Genomic DNA, 17,155 nt, shown 5'->3' on the forward strand with positions numbered 1-17,155 from the left:
CCCCAAGTCCCCGGCCGCCAGGAATACTTGATGTGGACGGCGCATCGCTCTGAAATTTCAATCTGACCCTCAATGGGTTGATAGCCCGCTCCGTGCGGGGGCGTCGCGCCATCGGCGCGCACGCCTCATGCCGGTCGAGCGGCCGTTTGAAAGCGCCGCAAACCGAGTGTGGCAAAATGAGCCCAACCCTTCGGGTTCGTCGCGCATTTGTCCTTTATCTGCAACCCCGCGCGCGACTTTCTTTCCTTTTCACCACTTGATGCGCCGTCAAGCGGCGCAAAGCGAGCATTAATGACGTCGGAACTGTCCCTTTTCCCGGGCTGGCCGCCGGCGCCCGATCCCGTTTTCTTCGCCGGGCTGGCACTGGTATTTGCCGGCCTTGCGGGGGAAATCTGTTTCCGGAGACTGCGCCTGCCGCGCATCACCGGTTACGCGGTGGTCGGGCTGGTCGGTGGCACCCTGGGTCTTTCATCGATGCTGGATGCGCAGACCAGCGCTGCCATACGGCTACTGATCGACCTGGCGCTCGGCCTGCTGCTGTTCGAGCTGGGCAGTCGCCTCAATCTGAAGTGGATGCGGGCCAATCCCTGGATCATCGTCACCAGTGCGCTCGAAGCTTTGCTCACGTTCATCGCGGTCTATGCCGTGCTGCGTGTCTTCAGCGTCTCTGCCCTGACGGCGGTGCTCATCGCGTCCATCAGCATGGCGACCTCGCCGGCGGTGGTCATCCAGTTGAAGAACGAACTTCGTGCCGAAGGCCAGGTCACCGAGCGTCTGATGGCCCTGGCGGCGCTCAATAGCGTGTACGCCGTGGTGGCGGTCAAGCTGGTCTATGGCTGGATGCACCAGGCGTACCACTCCAGCTTCTGGGTGGTGCTTTTCCACCCGCTGTACCTGCTCGTCGGCTCGATCGTGCTGGCGTTCGTACTCGCCAAGGCCTGCAATCTGGTGTTTCGCAAGTTCGGCAGCCAGGATCATCACGCCTTTGTGATGCTCATCGGTCTGATCATGCTGATGGTCGCGCTGGTGCACATGCTCAAGCTGCCGAACTCGCTCACGCTGCTGCTCGCCGGGATCATCTTTCGCAATCTCGACGAGCGCCCGCAGCTCTGGCCTGCCTACTTCGGTACCGCCGGCTGGCTGCTTGCCGTGGTGCTTTTCGTGCTCACGTCGCTGGCGTTCCAGTGGGAGTACCTCGTGCTCGGCGGACTCGCCGCACTGGCGATCATCGTCGTGCGCGGCCTGGCCAAGGTGGTCGGCACGGTGGCCGTGGCCCACCAGGCGGGCATCAGCTACAGGCAGGCCGTCGCGCTCGGGATGTCGCTGTGCCCGATGGCCAGTCTCGCGTTCGTACTCGTTGCCGACACGTACGACATCTACCCGCAGTTCGATCCGATGCTCAAGGCCGTGGTGATGTGTGCCATCGCGCTGCTGCAACTGGCCGGACCGCTGGTGGTCTATTGGGCATTGGCCCTTGTCGGCGAACGGAAGGATTAAGCCATGTCATTAGAAGAATTCATTCCTTCGAAGCCTTGCACGTTCGGTGTGGAGCTCGAGATGCAGCTGGTCAATCGTCACGATTACGATCTGACCAAAGCGGCCGCCGACCTGATGCGCCTCGTCGCCAAGGAGACACACCCCGGCGAGATCAAGCCCGAGATGACCGAGAGCATGATCGAGTTGTCGACCGATATCTGTCATCACCACAGCGACGCCGTTACCCAACTGCGCAGGGTGCGCGACGTGCTGGTCGGCGCCGCCGAGCAGCTCAACGTCGGCCTGTGCGGTGGCGGAACCCACGCGTTCCAGCGGTGGAGCGAGCGCACGATTTACGACTCGCCACGCTTTCACTTTCTCTCGGAACTGTACGGCTACCTGGCCAAGCAGTTCACGGTCTTCGGCCAGCACGTGCACATCGGCTGTCCGGACCCGGACAGTGCGCTCTACCTGCTGCACGCGATGTCCCGTTACATCCCCCATTTCATCGCGCTGTCGGCCTCGTCGCCGTATGTCCAAGGGGTGGACACCGGGTTCCATTCAGCCCGTCTGAACTCCGTTTTCGCGTTCCCGCTGTCAGGTCGCGCGCCGTTCGTGCTCAAGTGGGAAGACTTCGAGACGTATTTCGACAAGATGGTGAAGACCGGCGTCGTGGAGAGCATGAAAGACTTCTACTGGGACATCCGTCCCAAACCGGGTTTTGGGACGATTGAGGTCCGGGTGATGGATACCCCCCTCTCGGTCGACCGCGCGGCCGCCATCGCCTGTTATATCCAGTCTCTGGCCCGTTATCTGCTCGAGGAGCGTCCGTTCGTGCTCAGCGAAGACGATTACCTCGTCTATACGTTCAACCGTTTCGAGGCCTGCCGTTTCGGTCTGGAAGGCGCATACGTGAATCCACAAAGCGGTGAGCGCACCACGTTGGGGCAACACATTGCGCAAACGCTGGAGATCATCAAGCCCCATGCAGCGGTGCTCGAGGCCGAAGCGGCCTGCGACGAGATCGCGCAACTGGTGTCATCGGGCAAGAACGACGCCGTGTGGTTGCGCGAAGTGCATGCCGACGCGAAGTCGCTCAACGAAATGGTGCGTCAACAATGCCTGCGATGGGCTGCATGACCTGAAGCCACCGCAAACCGTGGGGTTCACGCCCGGTTTGTAGTCGGCAGTGCCGGTGGTTATGCCGTCGGTGTGAGGAAACCCCGCCTTGGCGGGGTTTTTTATTGCCCGGGCGTCGCCGGCCCTGCCGCTTGTGCGGCACCCGGCAGGAAGTGCTTCCGTTTTGTGCCGCGTGGGGGCTCCGGTGCGCTGGACAGGCTCGAATCACGCATCGCGAGCGCTGCGTTTTCCACCGTTCAGGCAGCACCGGTTTTCCGCTTTTCGCGTCGCTCGTAGCAAGGTTTTAAGGTTTTAATAGGTTTACTGTATGTATACATAGTAGTAGTTAACAAAGGCGGTCCATTCCTGTGGATAACCACAGTTAACGCTGTGTAAACAGGACATTGGCGTAATGAGAACTGGATGGACAAACAGCGGGTATCCCGGGAACAACTCGGAACAGTTTTTGGCCCCTGTGGAAAGATTCGGAAGTTATCCCGAACCCGTGCACATCTAGTCCGACAACTTATCCAGAAAGTTATCCACAGGCGCCTATTTTTTGTGCATCGGGGTGCCGAAAACACGGTTTTGTGGATAATTTTGATGTTTTTGCGTGACCCGTCTGGTTCGCGGATACAATCTCGCCACTTCGATTTCCGACTTGCCGTGCGTGGTGTAACAAATGATTGATGCTGGTTTTGCTGGCGGTAACGAGCGAAATCGCCGGTACTGTCAAATTTCTCTTGCTGCGTGTCCCGAAGCGTTTTCGGCGGACGCGCGAATCCGACTTTTTTGCTGATCGCGGCCTTCGGTCACTGACGACTGACGGTTGCGTTTCGAATCATTTGCGTTCTGTCCGAATCGCAGGACGGTTGGTGCGCGTCCGAAAAAGTGGGCGACGCGCACTCGGGCGCTTCGAGGATCTAGAGAAATTGACGCGCGGCGCGTGCGGGAATGCAGGGTGGGTGAAAGGATCGCCAAGGGCTGTGAGCCATGCCTGGCGAGGCTTTGCACGAAGAAGGGATTTTGGTGAGGGATACGAGGCGGTTCTGCGTGACGTCGTGCGGCGCATCTGTTTGACGCCTCATGTCGTTCGCATGGGATGCGAAGTGTTTTCGGACATGCGACGCGGCTCGACGTCAGTGCGCAGGACACCAATATTTTGTAAACATCCTGAGTAGGATTTGGGAGATCAGTACAAGAACTGATACGCCAAAATCCAACTCAGAACACACAATGGAATCGTGGTGGGGCGGCAGGTTCAACAGCGACTTGCCGTCGCGTATCGACACGGAAGTGGTCGTTTAGGGTTTCCCCCGGGCGGGGCGCCGAAATATCAGGAAAGTTGTTGATGAGACGTGTGATGCACCGCCTGTGAGTTTATTTGACAAGCTGTTTTACCGACGTATAGTTTTTAGAAATCCTAACGAAAATCATGGCTACTCCGACCCCACTAGATGAAGCGCTCTCCAAGCGAGTGACAGCAGGTTTGTTGCGTATGGGGACCGCGTTACGGAGCCACGCCTGGGAGGGCGCGGCATTGGCTGGATTGACACCGACACAGGGGGAGATCCTCACGCTCTTGCTCATGCGCGGCGTGCCGATGCGTTTGGGCGAGATCGCGGAGGACGCCGCGCTCACGTCGGCCACGGTCAGCGAGGCCGTGAGCACGCTGGAGAACAAAGGGCTAGTCGAGAAACGACGTGATGCCAATGATGGACGCGCCCTGGCGCTGCGCCTGACCGCGCGTGGCAAGACGGCGGCCAAGAAAGCGTCGCAATGGCCGAACTTCCTGACGAGTGCCTCGGACTCGCTTGGCGAGAAGGAGGGCGCTCAGCTCTACCGTTCGCTCGTGAAGATGATCTTCATGATGCAGGAGCGCGGCGACATGCCGCCGCAACGCATGTGCCTGACCTGCAGCCACTTCGAGGTGTCGGCGCGTGGCAAGGCGCAATACCACTGCAATCACTTCAACGTCACATACGACGATTCGCGATTGCCGCTCGATTGCAACGCGCACGAGGGCGCCGACATCGTCACGCAGCGCAGGGTCTGGAAGCTGTACAGCAAAACCTGAGTTGCGCCGCGGTCGTCCCGGCGCACGCAGGGCGCCACAGAGGGGGGAGAGAACGTCATCCGCAACCGGGTGACGTTTTTTTTTCGTCGCGACTTGTCACGCACATGAACGTCGCGTGCCTGTACACTGCGCTTTTTTGCATCCACGAAACCTCGTCGCATACAGATGGCAGCCAAGCGCAGAATCGAAGTCAGGAAATCGGGCGTCCACGGGAAAGGGGTGTACGCGGTCAAGCGGCTCAAGAAGGGCGATCGCGTGATCGAATACAAGGGCGAGATCATTTCGTGGCGCGAAGCCTTGCGCCGACATCCGCATGATCCGGCGCATCCGACGCACACCTTCTATTTCAGCCTGGAAGATGGCCGTTGCATCGACGGCAAGGTTGACGGCAACAACGCCCGCTGGATCAATCACGCCTGCTCGCCGAATTGTGAAGCGCGGGAAGAGGGAGAGCATGTCTACATCTACGCCACGCGCGACATCGAGCCGGGCGAAGAGCTGTTCTACGACTACGGTTTGGTCATTGACGCGCGGTACACGGCAAAGCTCAAACGCGAATACGCCTGTCATTGCGGCAGCAAGGACTGCCGCGGCACGCTGCTCGCGCCGAAGCGCTGAGCCTGTGACTTCGCCCGGCGGCGCTCAGCTCGAGGCGCGGTCGCCGGCGAACTGGTCGATTTCACGTGCGAGATCGATGTCGCGCTGGGTCAGGCCGTCGGCGTCGTGCGTCGAGAGCGTAATGTCCACACGGTTGTAGACGTTGAACCACTCGGGATGATGATTCATCTTCTCGGCGCTCAATGCGACCTGAACCATGAAGCCGAAGGCTTCCCTGAAGTCGTGAAACGTGAAACTGCGCTGGATGGCGTCGCGGCCGACCACCTGGTGCCACTCGGGCAGCACTTCGGCCAGGCTCGCGCGTGCCTCGGAAGAGAGTCGTGTTGTCATGGCATTCCTTTCAAAGACCGGCGGGGGTGCCGATTCATGCGATCTATTGTTCCACAGGCGGATGTGGCGCGTGTGTAAGCGCCTTCCGATAGTGTGAAACCGGGATCGCGCCGGGCGGCCCGGGTGGACGGAGTGGGCGTGACGGAAAATTCGGCCCGGACGACCCGGGCCGTGCCATCATGCCGGCAGCAGGATTGGCGTGTCGTCGACGCGACGCTCGCCGGCTTCGAAGGCCGCGGTTTGGGCAAATGCCCCGAACAGCGCGGGCAGGTCGGCGCGCATGGCCTCGAACAACTGGGCGAAGTCGTCGATCACGAAATAGGTTTGCTGGAAGGTGTCGATACGGTATTGCGTGCGCAGCACCCGTTCGAGCGAGAACCCGATGCGGTTCGGCTCGCGCGAGGTCAGCGAGAATTCCGTCTCCGCGCGGCTCGAGACGATGCCCGCGCCATAGATGCGCAAGCCGTCGCCGTCACGCATCAGACCGAATTCGACCGTGTACCAGTACAGGCGTGCCAGCAGCGGGAGCGCCCCCAGCGATTGCGCCACCTTGCCGGCTTTGCCGTAAGCCTGCATGAAGTCGGCAAACACGGGGTTGGCGAGCAGCGGCACGTGGCCGAACACGTCGTGGAAACAGTCGGGTTCCTGAAGGTAATCGAGCTGGTCGGGACGGCGCATCCACCACGTCGCCGGAAAGCGCCGGTTGGCAAGATGGTCGAAGAAGACATCGTCGGGCACCAGGCCGGGCACGGCCACCACTCGCCAGCCGGTGGCGGTCATCAATTTTTCATTCAGACGTTCGAACTCCGGCACGCGGCGTGCGTCCATGTCCAGAGCGCGAATACCGTCCATGAAGGCATCGCAGACGCGGCCCGGCAGCAAGGCTGTCTGACGTTCGTAAAGCTGCTGCCACACCGCGTGATCGACCGCGCCGTATTGCTCGACGGGCTGATCGATGGTGAAGTCGGGCCGGGTCGTGAGACCGGCGGCGAATTGCTCTTCGAGCATGGCAGTAAGGGACATGATGCGAACGACTCAATCAAGCGGTGACAATGATTGAAAGTGTAGTGCGCATGGCATGCGAAATGGGCGCATAATGCGCCTGTGGTGAAAGGCGTTTGCATAAATTTCGCATAAAAACATGATTTATTGCGGAGATTCGTCATGCTTGATCTGGATAGCTTCGATTTGGCCCTTCTGGATGCGCTGCAGAAGGAGGGGCGTGCCACCCATCACCAGTTGGCGGAACACGTGGCGCTCTCCGCGTCGCAGATCGGCCGCCGCCTGCAACGGCTTGAAGCCGCGGGCGTGATCGAGGGGTATCGCGTGGTGTTGCGACCCGAGGCATTGGGTCTGGCTGTGACGGCATTCACCACGCTGCGCTTGCAGCATCATGGCGATCAGGTGATCGAACGATTTCAGGCGGAGATCGATCTGCTGCCCGAAGTGCTCGAATGCCACGCGGTGGTCGGCGAAGCCGATTACCTGCTACGGATCGTCGTTCCGGACCTGAACGCCCTGTCGGCGTTCGTGATGAAGCGGCTGATGCAGGTGCCGGGCGTCGAGAACGTGCGCTCGAACATCGTGCTGAGCGCTTTCAAGCGCAGTAATGCACTGCCGCTGCACTATCTGGCGAACCGACAGTCGCAGCGCTGAAGGGAGGCGACGAGGACCTGTCCGGGCTTCTTGTAGCGTCTGCGAGCCCAAGGCTCGATCACGCAACGAGACGGTCCGACATCAGTCGGCGGGCATCAGCCACGGCTTCACGTAGCGGCCATAGACCAGCGACTGGATGAGGGCGACGGTCGAGCCGACCAACACCTCGATCACGCGCAGCATGGCGAGGCTGAGCTCTTCGTGCAGTCCTTGTCCCTGACCGCTCAGGGCGGCCGACATCAGAATCACGACCGTGGCCGGCCCGAGGCGCCAATTGGCGGGATAGTTCTGCACCAGCATCGCCGCGAGCGTGGCGACGGTGATCCCCACGAGCATTGCCGCCAAACCCGGCCCCATGATGAGCAGCACCGCACAGGCCACGACCGCACCGGTGATCGTGTTGATCGAGCGTGCCTTGAAGTTGCTGCGCGCCTGCAGGGGATCGGGTTCGGTCACGATGATGAGCGAGATCATGGCCCAGTACGGCTCGGGGAAGCCGGCGGCACGAAGGCCGAACCACACGATCAGCGACCCGCTCAGTATCTTGACCAGATAGACCAGCGCGTTTTTCTTGGGATGGAGAAAGGCGATGGACATGAGGGCGCACAGTCAGGCACGGGAAGACGCCAGTGTGACATAGCCCGACTTCGGACGCAGACTATTCCGAGGGGTCCATGCCACGAATCCCAAATGTCGTTTTCCGTCTCACATTGCTTGGGAAACGGTTCGAGATGCCAAAGACTGCGAGTTAGAATCGCCTCACCTGAACTCGAGAGGAGTCCGGCATGTACAGCCGATCGCAACGCGTTTGGCCGGCCGCGCCGCTGGCGTGGGCAGCACTGTGTCTGGGAATGTGGGTCACGCCGTTCGCGCATGCGGCGCGCGTTGTCAGTGTCAGCCCGCAAGGCGAGGTGGCAACGGTCGATCAGGTGGTCGTCAAGTTCGACGAAGCCATGGTCCCGGCGGGCGACCCGCGAGCCCAGGCGCCGGCCACCGTGCGCTGCGCGGATGCATCGCTCACCGGCGACGGCCATTGGCTCGAACCGAAGATCTGGGTCTACGATTTCAAGCAACCGTTGCCGCCGGGCGCGAAGTGCTCGGTCGAGATGCGCAGCACGTTGGCGGCGGTCTCGGGCACGGCGCTTTCCGGCACGACACGCTATGGCTTCAACACGGGCGGCCCGGCTGTCACGTCTATCCGTCCGTCGTACGGTCCCATCGACGAAAACCAGATTTTCATCCTCACGCTCAATGGCGAGGCTGCGACCGAGACGGTGCGCAAGAACGCCTGGTGCGAGACCGAAGGGTTGGGCGAGCGCATCGGGGTGAAGTCGATCGAAGGCGACACGCGCACGGCCTTGCTCAAGCGATTCAACCTCGAAAAGCAGGCGCCGCGCGTCGTCATGCTGCAATGCAACCGCACCCTGGCTGCCGGGGCAAAGATGCATCTGGTATGGGGTGCGGGGATTGCCACGCCGTCGGGGGTGCCGACGAAGCAGGCGCGCCGGTTCGAGTACGAAGTGCGTGAGCCATTTACCGCCAGCTTCAGTTGCGAGCGCGAGAACGCCAATGCACCGTGCACGCCGTTGCGGCCGCTGCGTCTGACGTTCAACTCGCCGGTCGCGCGCGACATGGCCGCCAGGATCCGCCTGCAGGGCGCCGGGGCCGAGCGCTCGCCCAAGTTCAGCGACACCGACCGCACGTCCAGCGTGAGCGACGTGACATTCGATGCCCCGTTCCCCGAGAAAGCCGAGCTCACCCTCACCTTGCCGAAGGGGTTCACCGACGATAGCGGTCGCGCGCTCGACAATGCGGGCGAATTCCCGTTGAAGACGAAGACGGCGACCATGCCGCCGCTGGCCAAGTTTGCCGCGGCGCCATTCGGCATTGTCGAGCGCTTCGCGGAGCCGGGCATGCCGCCGATGCTGCCGGTCACGCTGCGCAAGGTGGAGCCGGCATTGCAGATCCAAGGACTCGGCGTGTCGGGCCAGGTGGCTGCCACGGCAACGAACGGGCGCACGATGCAGTTGCGCGTGGATGACGATGCCGAGGTCATGAACTGGCTCTCGCGCGTGCGGCGTTTCGACGAAACGACGATGACGCGCAAGCAGATCGCTCAGGAGATGCCCTCGATCCTAACCGCCCCGGCGGCGAAGGAGGCGTTCGGGCCGAACGCGGCGGCGATCGTCCAGGACAAGGTCACCCGCTACGACACGCGAAGTCTGTCGCTGCTGTCCGGCTTGCCGGGCGTGCAGGCGCTGACGTTGCCGGTGCCCAAGGAGAACAATCCGCGCCCGTTCGAAGTGGTTGGCATACCGTTTCAGAAGCCCGGCTTCTACGTGGTGGAACTGGCTTCACCGTCGCTGGGCGCGGCACTGCTCGGCAAGTCGTTGCCGATGTACGTGCGCACCACGGTGCTTGTGACCAATCTGGGCGTGCATTTCAAGATGGGCCGCGAGAATGCCGTGGCGTGGGTCACAACGCTCGACAAGGGGCAGCCCGTGGCCAACGCAACGGTCCGGGTGCTCGACTGCGACGGCAGCGAAGTGGCCACCGCCGTGACCGACAAGACCGGTGTGGCGAAGATCGACAAGTCGCTCGAGAAGTACCGATATTGCGAGAAGACGATGCGTTCGGGCTACTTCGTGGTGGCGCGCACGCAAGGCAGCGACCCCGACATGGCGTTCGTGTCGTCCGACTGGAATCGCGGTATCGAACCCTGGCGCTTCCACGTGCCGACGGACGGCGGCGACAGTCCTACGATTCGCGCGCAGACGGTTTTCGACCGTATGCTGTTCCGCGTAGGCGAAACCGTCTCGATGAAGCACTTCATTCGCCAGGAAACGATGCGGGGACTGGCGTTGCCCGCCAGCCTGCCGTCGCAACTGACGATTACGCACGAAGGCTCCGGGCAGACCTATACGCAGCCGGTTCAGTGGCGTAACGGACGCCTGGCCGAAAACACCTTCCAGATCCCGCAAGGCGCGAAACTCGGGGAGTACTCGGTCACGCTCGATTACACCGACACTGATTCGCGTCCGAAAGCGTATCCTTCGTCGCTCGACGCCGGGCATTTCCGCGTGGAAGCCTTCCGCTTGCCGGTGCTGGCCGGATCGATCGGCGTGCGTGACGCGGCGAAATCGCCGCTCATCAACAAGACCGAAGCGCCCGTGAACGTGCAGGTCAATTACGTGGCCGGCGGCCCGGCCGGTAACCTGCCGGTGCGGGTGTCGGCACTGTTGCGCGTGCGTGACCTGACGTTCGACGGATACGACGACTTCAGCTTTACGCCGTATCGGCCGCCTCAGGCGCAGTCGGGGGCCGGCGACGATGAGCCGGGCAACGACGAGAGCTCGGGGTCGAGCGACCAGAAGCTGGTGGCCGACAAGCAACGTCTCGTGCTCGATCGCAACGGTGCGGGCAGCCTCATGCTCAAGGACCTGCCGAAGGTCGACCGTCCGAGCGACCTGGTGCTCGAGGCCAGCTTTGCGGATCCGAACGGCGAGATTCAGACGCTTCGCGGCAACGCAACGCTGTGGCCCGCGAACCTGATCACCGGCGTGCGCAGCGAAAGCTGGGTGTCGGTGACGAACAAACTGCCCGTCAAGGCATTGGCGCTCGATCTGCAAGGCAAGCCGAAATCCGGCGTGGCGATGGACGTACGCGCCGAGGCGCGTATCACCACCAGCAGCCGCAAGCGCATGGTGGGCGGCTTCTATGCTTATGACAATCGAACCGAGGTGAAGGACCTCGGCACGGTATGCAGTGGAAAGACCGACGAGCACGGCCTGTTGTCGTGTGATGTCTCGCTCTCGCAGCCGGGGGAAATCACGCTGGTGGCGCAGGCGAAGGACGACAGGAACAACCTGAGCACGTCGACAACGAGTGTTTGGGTGACAGGGCGCGGCGAGGTGTGGTTCGGGGGCGACAACACCGACCGCATGGACGTGTTGCCCGAGCGCAAGACCTACGAGCCGGGCGAGACCGCCAAGCTTCAGGTACGCATGCCGTTCCGGTCGGCCACGGCGCTGGTTGCGATCGAGCGCGAAGGTGTGATGGAAACGCGCACGATGGAGATCTCGGGCAAGGACCCGAACGTTTCGCTCAAGGTCGAGCCATCGTGGGGACCGAACGTTTACGTGTCGGTGCTCGCGGTGCGCGGGCGGATCCACGAAGTGCCCTGGTACTCGTTCTTCCAGTGGGGCTGGAAGCAACCGCTGGAATGGTTCCGGGCGTTCTGGTATGAGGGACGGGAGTATCAGGCGCCCACCGGCCTCGTGGACCTGGGCAAGCCGGCCTATCGCTTCGGCTTGACGGAATTGCGTGTCGGCACGGCGGGCCAGCGGCTCGGCGTGGAAGTGAAACCGGATGCCGCGACGTATCCGGTGCGCGGCCACGCAAAAGTGCGCATCAAGGTGACCCAGCCGGACGGCAAGCCCGTTGCGGCAGGCACCGAGGTCGCGGTGGCGGCCGTCGACGAGGCATTGCTGGAACTGGCGCCGAACACGAGCTGGAATCTGCTCGACGCCATGTGGCAACGCCGCAGTTACAGCGTGACGACGGCCACGGCGCAGATGGAGATCATCGGGCGCCGGCACTACGGCCGCAAGGCGGTACCGGCGGGCGGCGGCGGTGGCAAGAGTCCCACGCGCGAATTGTTCGACACGTTGCTGTTGTGGCAGCCGCGCGTCGTACTCGACGACAAGGGCGAGGCGAGCGTGGACGTTGCGCTCAACGACGCGTTGTCGAGCTTCCGCATCGTGGCCGTGGCGGACGACGGCAAGCCCGGCGCGCAGGCGCTCGGCTGGTTCGGTACGGGCTCGGCGACCATCCGCACCACGCAGGACCTCCAACTGATCTCCGGCTTGCCGCCGCTCGTTCGCGAGGGCGACAACTACCGGGCGCAATTCACCGTGCGCAACACAACGCAACACGCCATGCAAGTGCAGTTGACGGCGCGTGCGACGCAACTGACGCTGGCGCCGCAACGCATCGATGTACCGGCCGGCGAGTCGCGCGAAGTGGCGTGGGAAGTCACGGCCCCGACGGGCGCGGCCGACACGCGCGCGCAGCGGCTCGTGTGGGAAGTCAGTGCGCAGGCACCCGCGGTAGGGGGCGCGCCCGCCGCAAGCGACGCCATCAAGGTCGGCCAGGACGTGCAGCCGTCGTTGCCCGCAAGCGTGCAGCAGTCGGTGCTGACCCAGGTCGAAGGCAGTCTCACGTTGCCGATGGCGCCGCCCGCCGGCGCCGTGGCTGACAGTACGGGCAAGCTGCGCGGCGGCGTGCGCGTCAGCATGCAGCCGCGTCTGTCGCAGGGGCTACCGGGCGTGAGGCGCTGGTTTGAGCTGTATCCGTACGCGTGTCTGGAACAGCAGGCCTCGAAGGCGCTCGGCCTGCGCGACGTCGCCCAGTGGAAGCGCGTCACGGGCATGCTGCCGTCGTATCTCGACGAAGACGGTCTGGCGAGCTATTTCCCGCCGCAGGATGGGTTTGCGAACCAGGGCAGCGACACGCTGACCGCCTACCTGCTGGCCGTGAGCCATGAGGCGAAAGCGCTCGATCCCGCGTATGGACTGCCCGACGATGCGTTGGCGCGAATGGAAGACGGTCTGACGGCGTTCGTGGAAGGGCGTCTCACGCGCCGCTTCTGGGCTCCGCGCGACGACCTGACCCTGCGCAAGCTCACCGCCATCGAAGCGCTGTCGCGCTATGGCCGGGCGAACGCGCGTATGCTGGGCTCGCTCACGCTCGCGCCGAACGACTGGCCCACGTCCGCCGTCATCGACTGGTATGCAATCCTGCAACGGCTGCCGGATGTGCCGCAACGGGCCGAGCGTCTGGCGCAGGCCGAGCAGATCCTGCGTGCGCGCCTGTCGTATCAGGGCACGCGTGTCGGGTTCTCGACACAGGGCAGCGACGGCCTGTGGTGGCTGATGGTGGGTCCGGAAACGAATGCGGCCAGACTGGCGCTCCTGATGAACGCGAACCCGGCGTGGAAGGACGAGATGCCGCGCCTGGTCATCGGCCTGCTGGGATTGCAGACGCGAGGCGCCTGGTCGACGACGACCGCCAATGTCTGGGGCGGTCTGGCGGTCGATCGCTTTTCGGCCAGGTTCGAACGCGACACGCCCACGGGGCAGACTGCGATTCAGTGGCAGCGCGACAACCAGACGACTGGCGGTGTGCAAACCATCGACTGGGACAAGCTCAAGGCGGGCACACTGCCGCCTGCGGTGTCGCTGCCCTGGCTGGGCCACGCGACGGCTGGTTCGGATTCTGCGCGCGACGTGCTGCGTCTCGAGCAATCCGGTGCCGGCAAGCCGTGGGCGACGATTCAGAGTCTGGCCGCCGTGCCGCTCAAGGCGCCGTTCTCCGCGGGCTACCGAGTGACGCGCAGCGTTCAGGTGCAGGACGCCGCCGAGCGCTCGGGAGAGAGCTTCGTACGTGGTGCCGTGCTGCGCGTGCGTCTCGATATCGACGCGCAGGCCGACATGCGTTGGGTAGTCGTGAGCGATCCGCTGCCGGGTGGCGCGACGGTGCTGGGCGGCGGGTTGGGACGCGACTCCGCCATTGCCACACAAGGCGAGAAGAGCGAAGGCGCCATGCCCGCGTTCGAGGAGCGCGCGCAGGACGCTTACCGCGCGTACTACGACTACCTGCCCAAGGGACAGCACCGCATCGAGTACACAGTGCGCCTGAACAACGTTGGCAAGTTCGCCACACCGCCGACCCGCGTCGAAGCGATGTACGAGCCCGCCATGTATGGCGAGACGCCGAACCCGCCGGTGCAGGTGGTGCCGGCGAAACCGTAATCAGGGGAGCCCGAGCGTCATGACGTCGAAACTCCTTGCACCGGCGGCGGCGCTGCCTGGCGAAGCACGCCGCTTCTGGTGGCTCGCCGCAATGGCCGGCGTTGCGTATGCGGTGTCGTTGCGAGGCGCGCCTTATGCGGATCAGGCCGTCGCGAAGGTCCTCATGTGTGCATTGTTGCTGTTCTCGGCGATGTATCACCGCGCGCCGGGCGAACGGGGGTGGCTGTGCGCCGCGCTGATCTTCTCCGGCGCGGGCGACGTGCTGCTGGCGCTGCCCGCGCTCTCGCAGGGGTTTGTGTTGGGGCTTGGGGCATTCCTGCTGGCCCACGTCGCGTACTTCGTGCTGTTCTGGCGGGTACGGCGTCGCTGGCGGCAGGTGCCTGGCTGGCATCGGATCGCCATCGTGCTGGTCTGGGTGGCGGCAGTGCTGGCCTACGTCATGTACTGGCCGGGCATGGGAGAACTCAAGGCGCCGGTGGCGTGTTACGTGGTGGTGCTCTCGATGATGGCATCGGCGGCACTGCTGGCCGATCTCGAAGGCGAATGGGCAGCCGTGGGCGCACTGCTGTTCACGGTCTCCGATGCGCTTATCGGCACCACGCGCTTCGTGGGGACGATCCCCGCTCAGGACTACGCCATCTGGATCTTCTATGGGCTGGCGCAACTGCTGCTCGTCGCGGGCATCATGGCGGTGCGCACGCCACGGTTGCCATACCATGCGCAGCGAAAGTTGCCGCAACTGACGAATGACAAAGGATGAAGCGAATGTGGGCGTGGTCTGAGGGGCGCGGCCGTGGCGTCGCGCGTCATGTGGTGTTGAGCGTTTCGCTCGCGCTCGGACTGCTGCACGCGTCGGCGCCGGCGCGGGCGGTGCCTTCGTTTGACGAAGTGCGTCACGACTGGCGTGCCTCGGATTGGATTCTGCTCGATCGCCGGGGGGAGCCCCTGCAACGCCTGCGCGCGGACATGCAAGCGCAACGTGGCGACTGGGTCACGCTCGCCGACGTCTCTCCCGCCTTTCGTCAGGCGTTGGTCGTCTCGGAAGACAAGCGCTTCTACGAGCACAGTGGCGTGGACTGGCGCGGGGTGGCCGCAGCAGCCTGGGGCAATCTCTGGCACTCGCGCACGCGCGGCGCGTCCACGCTGACGATGCAGCTCGCCGGCCTGCTCGACGACGATTTGCGTCCCAGCGCGCGCAATCGTTCCGTCACGCAGAAGATCGGGCAGGCCGCAACGGCCCTGTGGCTGGAGCAGCGCTGGCGCAAGGACCAGATTCTGGAGGCCTACCTCAACCTCGTGCCGTTTCGCGGGGAGCTCGTTGGTATCTCGGCGGTGTCGCAAACGCTCTTCGGCAAGCTGCCCAGCGGGCTCGATGCGCGCGAATCGGCACTCGCCGTGGCGCTGCTGCGCGCGCCGAATGCGCCGGTCGCCAGGGTTTCCCAGCGGGCTTGCGGCATTCTTCGCGACGTGGGGCAGAGCGCGGACTGCAACGGTCTGGACGGCTACGCGCAACTTGTGTTCTCGCGACCCGCCAGCGTGATGACGACGCGCGACGCCGTCAATCTCGCTCCGCACTTCGCGCGCCGCGTCTTCAGCGCAAGCCGTCCGCCGCCGGGCACGACGATCACCAGCACGCTCGACGTGAATCTTCAGCGCATGGCAGTTACGACGCTGCAACAAACGCTGCGCGAACTGGGCACGCCCGGCCGCTCGCGCAACGTGCAGGACGGCGCGATCGTCGTGATCGACAATGCGAGCGGTGACATCCTCGCATGGGTCGGTTCCTCCGGCGTACTGTCGGCCGCGGCACAAGTCGATGGCGTGACCTCGCTGCGTCAGGCCGGCTCGACACTCAAACCGTTTCTCTACGCGCAGGCGATCGCGGAACATCGCCTGACGGCGGCCTCGCTGCTCGACGATTCTCCGATCGACCTGCCCACGGGCGGCGGCCTGTACATCCCGCAGAACTACGATCGTCACTTCAAGGGGTGGGTCAGTGCCCGTACGGCGCTGGCCTCGTCGCTGAACGTGCCGGCCGTGCGCACGCTCGTCATGGTCACGCCGCGCCGGTTCGCCAATACGCTCGTGTCGCTGGGGCTGCCGCTCACGCAAAGCGGTGACTATTATGGCTTCAGTCTCGCGCTGGGCAGCGCCGACGTCACCCTGCTGTCGCTCGCCAATGCCTACCGTGCGCTGGCCAACGGCGGCATCGCCAGTGGTGTGAACGAACGCATGCCCGAGACGGTGCGCGCTTCCAGCGCCCCCGGCGCCGGTACGCCAGGCACCCCCGGAATGCGCTCGTCGCCGCGCGATACGGCGCGCACCACGGTCTTTTCGCCGCAGGTCAGTTTCATCGTGTCCGACATGATCTCCGACCGACAGGCGCGCACGCGTACCTTCGGCCTCGACAGCCCGCTTTCGACCCGCTACTGGACCGCCGTCAAAACGGGGACCAGCAAGGACATGCGCGATAACTGGGCCGTTGGCTACTCGCGTCGCTACACGGTCGGTGTGTGGGTCGGCAACGCCGACGGGGCGCCGATGTGGGATGTGTCGGGCGTGTCGGGCGCGGCGCCCATCTGGCACCGTGTCATGGACTATCTACATCGCCGCACGGCGAGTCTGCCACCGCCCGCACCGCAGGGGCTGGAACATGTCGCGGTGCAATATGCCGAGCACGTGGAGCCGTCCCGCGAAGAGTGGTTCCTGCCGGGCACCTCGCAGCGCACGATTGCGCTCTCGTCGCTGGCGACCAAGGCGCCGGGCGGTCCCCTCTGGCGCATTGCCGGACCCACGGACGGCACGATCGTGGCGCTCGATCCCGATATCCCTCCCGCGAACCAGCGATTGTGGTTCCAGGTGGCCGCCGCCTGGCCCAAGGGGGCGGCATGGCGGCTCGACGGCAAGCCGTTGGCGGGCGCCGCGCGCGTGAGCTGGTTGCCGTGGCCGGGGCGTCATACGCTCGAACTCGTCGATGCCGCAGGAGCCGTGCGAGACAGCGTGCGTTTCGAGGTACGCGGTGCGACGCTCAACGACGGCAAGCGCATGCGCAATGCGAGTCGCTGAG

11 protein-coding genes are annotated in these 17,155 nt (G+C 63.9%); 8 read left to right on the forward strand and 3 right to left on the reverse strand.

What is annotated here, in order from left to right; genetic code table 11:
- Window positions 1-291: 291 nt before the first annotated feature.
- The 4 genes from LV28_RS07650 to LV28_RS10635 all read left to right on the forward strand — a co-directional run bounded on the left by LV28_RS07650 (window position 292) and on the right by LV28_RS10635 (window position 5,290).
- Complete coding sequence (locus tag LV28_RS07650) at window positions 292-1,497, forward strand: cation:proton antiporter (RefSeq protein ID WP_023598286.1); 1,206 nt, start codon at window positions 292-294, stop codon at window positions 1,495-1,497.
- A gap of 3 nt (window positions 1,498-1,500) precedes the next feature.
- On the forward strand, window positions 1,501-2,616 hold the full coding sequence (locus tag LV28_RS09215) for a YbdK family carboxylate-amine ligase (protein WP_023598287.1): 1,116 nt from the start codon (window positions 1,501-1,503) through the stop codon (window positions 2,614-2,616).
- 1,414 nt (window positions 2,617-4,030) lie between these two features.
- On the forward strand, window positions 4,031-4,672 hold the full coding sequence (locus LV28_RS09765; RefSeq protein WP_023598288.1) for a MarR family winged helix-turn-helix transcriptional regulator: 642 nt from the start codon (window positions 4,031-4,033) through the stop codon (window positions 4,670-4,672).
- Between the two features lie 165 nt (window positions 4,673-4,837).
- Window positions 4,838-5,290, forward strand: a complete 453-nt coding sequence (locus tag LV28_RS10635) for an SET domain-containing protein (RefSeq protein ID WP_023872663.1) — start codon at window positions 4,838-4,840, stop codon at window positions 5,288-5,290.
- Between the two features lie 24 nt (window positions 5,291-5,314).
- Here LV28_RS10635 and LV28_RS11405 read toward each other — a convergent pair whose 3' ends face one another.
- Together LV28_RS11405 and phhA are read right to left on the reverse strand one after the other, a co-directional pair.
- Window positions 5,315-5,620: a 4a-hydroxytetrahydrobiopterin dehydratase gene (locus LV28_RS11405; protein WP_023598290.1), complete on the reverse strand. Its 306-nt coding sequence runs from the start codon at window positions 5,618-5,620 to the stop codon at window positions 5,315-5,317.
- A gap of 177 nt (window positions 5,621-5,797) precedes the next feature.
- Entirely contained in the window at window positions 5,798-6,643 is an 846-nt protein-coding gene (phhA, locus tag LV28_RS11755) for a phenylalanine 4-monooxygenase (protein ID WP_023598291.1), read from the reverse strand.
- Between the two features lie 141 nt (window positions 6,644-6,784).
- Between phhA and LV28_RS11905 the strand changes: the two genes are divergently transcribed.
- Window positions 6,785-7,276, forward strand: a complete 492-nt coding sequence (locus LV28_RS11905; protein WP_023872662.1) for an Lrp/AsnC family transcriptional regulator — start codon at window positions 6,785-6,787, stop codon at window positions 7,274-7,276.
- A gap of 81 nt (window positions 7,277-7,357) precedes the next feature.
- Here LV28_RS11905 and LV28_RS14005 read toward each other — a convergent pair whose 3' ends face one another.
- Window positions 7,358-7,873, reverse strand: a complete 516-nt coding sequence (locus tag LV28_RS14005) for an FUSC family protein (RefSeq protein WP_023598293.1) — start codon at window positions 7,871-7,873, stop codon at window positions 7,358-7,360.
- A gap of 188 nt (window positions 7,874-8,061) precedes the next feature.
- Between LV28_RS14005 and LV28_RS15925 the strand changes: the two genes are divergently transcribed.
- From LV28_RS15925 to pbpC, 3 genes are read left to right on the forward strand one after another with little or no spacing between them, the layout of a single operon-like run.
- Window positions 8,062-14,088: an alpha-2-macroglobulin family protein gene (locus LV28_RS15925; RefSeq protein ID WP_038619321.1), complete on the forward strand. Its 6,027-nt coding sequence runs from the start codon at window positions 8,062-8,064 to the stop codon at window positions 14,086-14,088.
- A 19-nt stretch (window positions 14,089-14,107) separates the two neighbouring features.
- Complete coding sequence (locus LV28_RS16065; protein ID WP_023598295.1) at window positions 14,108-14,848, forward strand: lysoplasmalogenase; 741 nt, start codon at window positions 14,108-14,110, stop codon at window positions 14,846-14,848.
- A 5-nt stretch (window positions 14,849-14,853) separates the two neighbouring features.
- Entirely contained in the window at window positions 14,854-17,154 is a 2,301-nt protein-coding gene (gene pbpC / locus LV28_RS16430) for a penicillin-binding protein 1C (RefSeq protein ID WP_038619319.1), read from the forward strand.
- The last annotated feature ends 1 nt before the right edge of the window (window position 17,155 follow it).

This window comes from Pandoraea pnomenusa (assembly GCF_000767615.3).
Lineage (GTDB): Bacteria > Pseudomonadota > Gammaproteobacteria > Burkholderiales > Burkholderiaceae > Pandoraea > Pandoraea pnomenusa.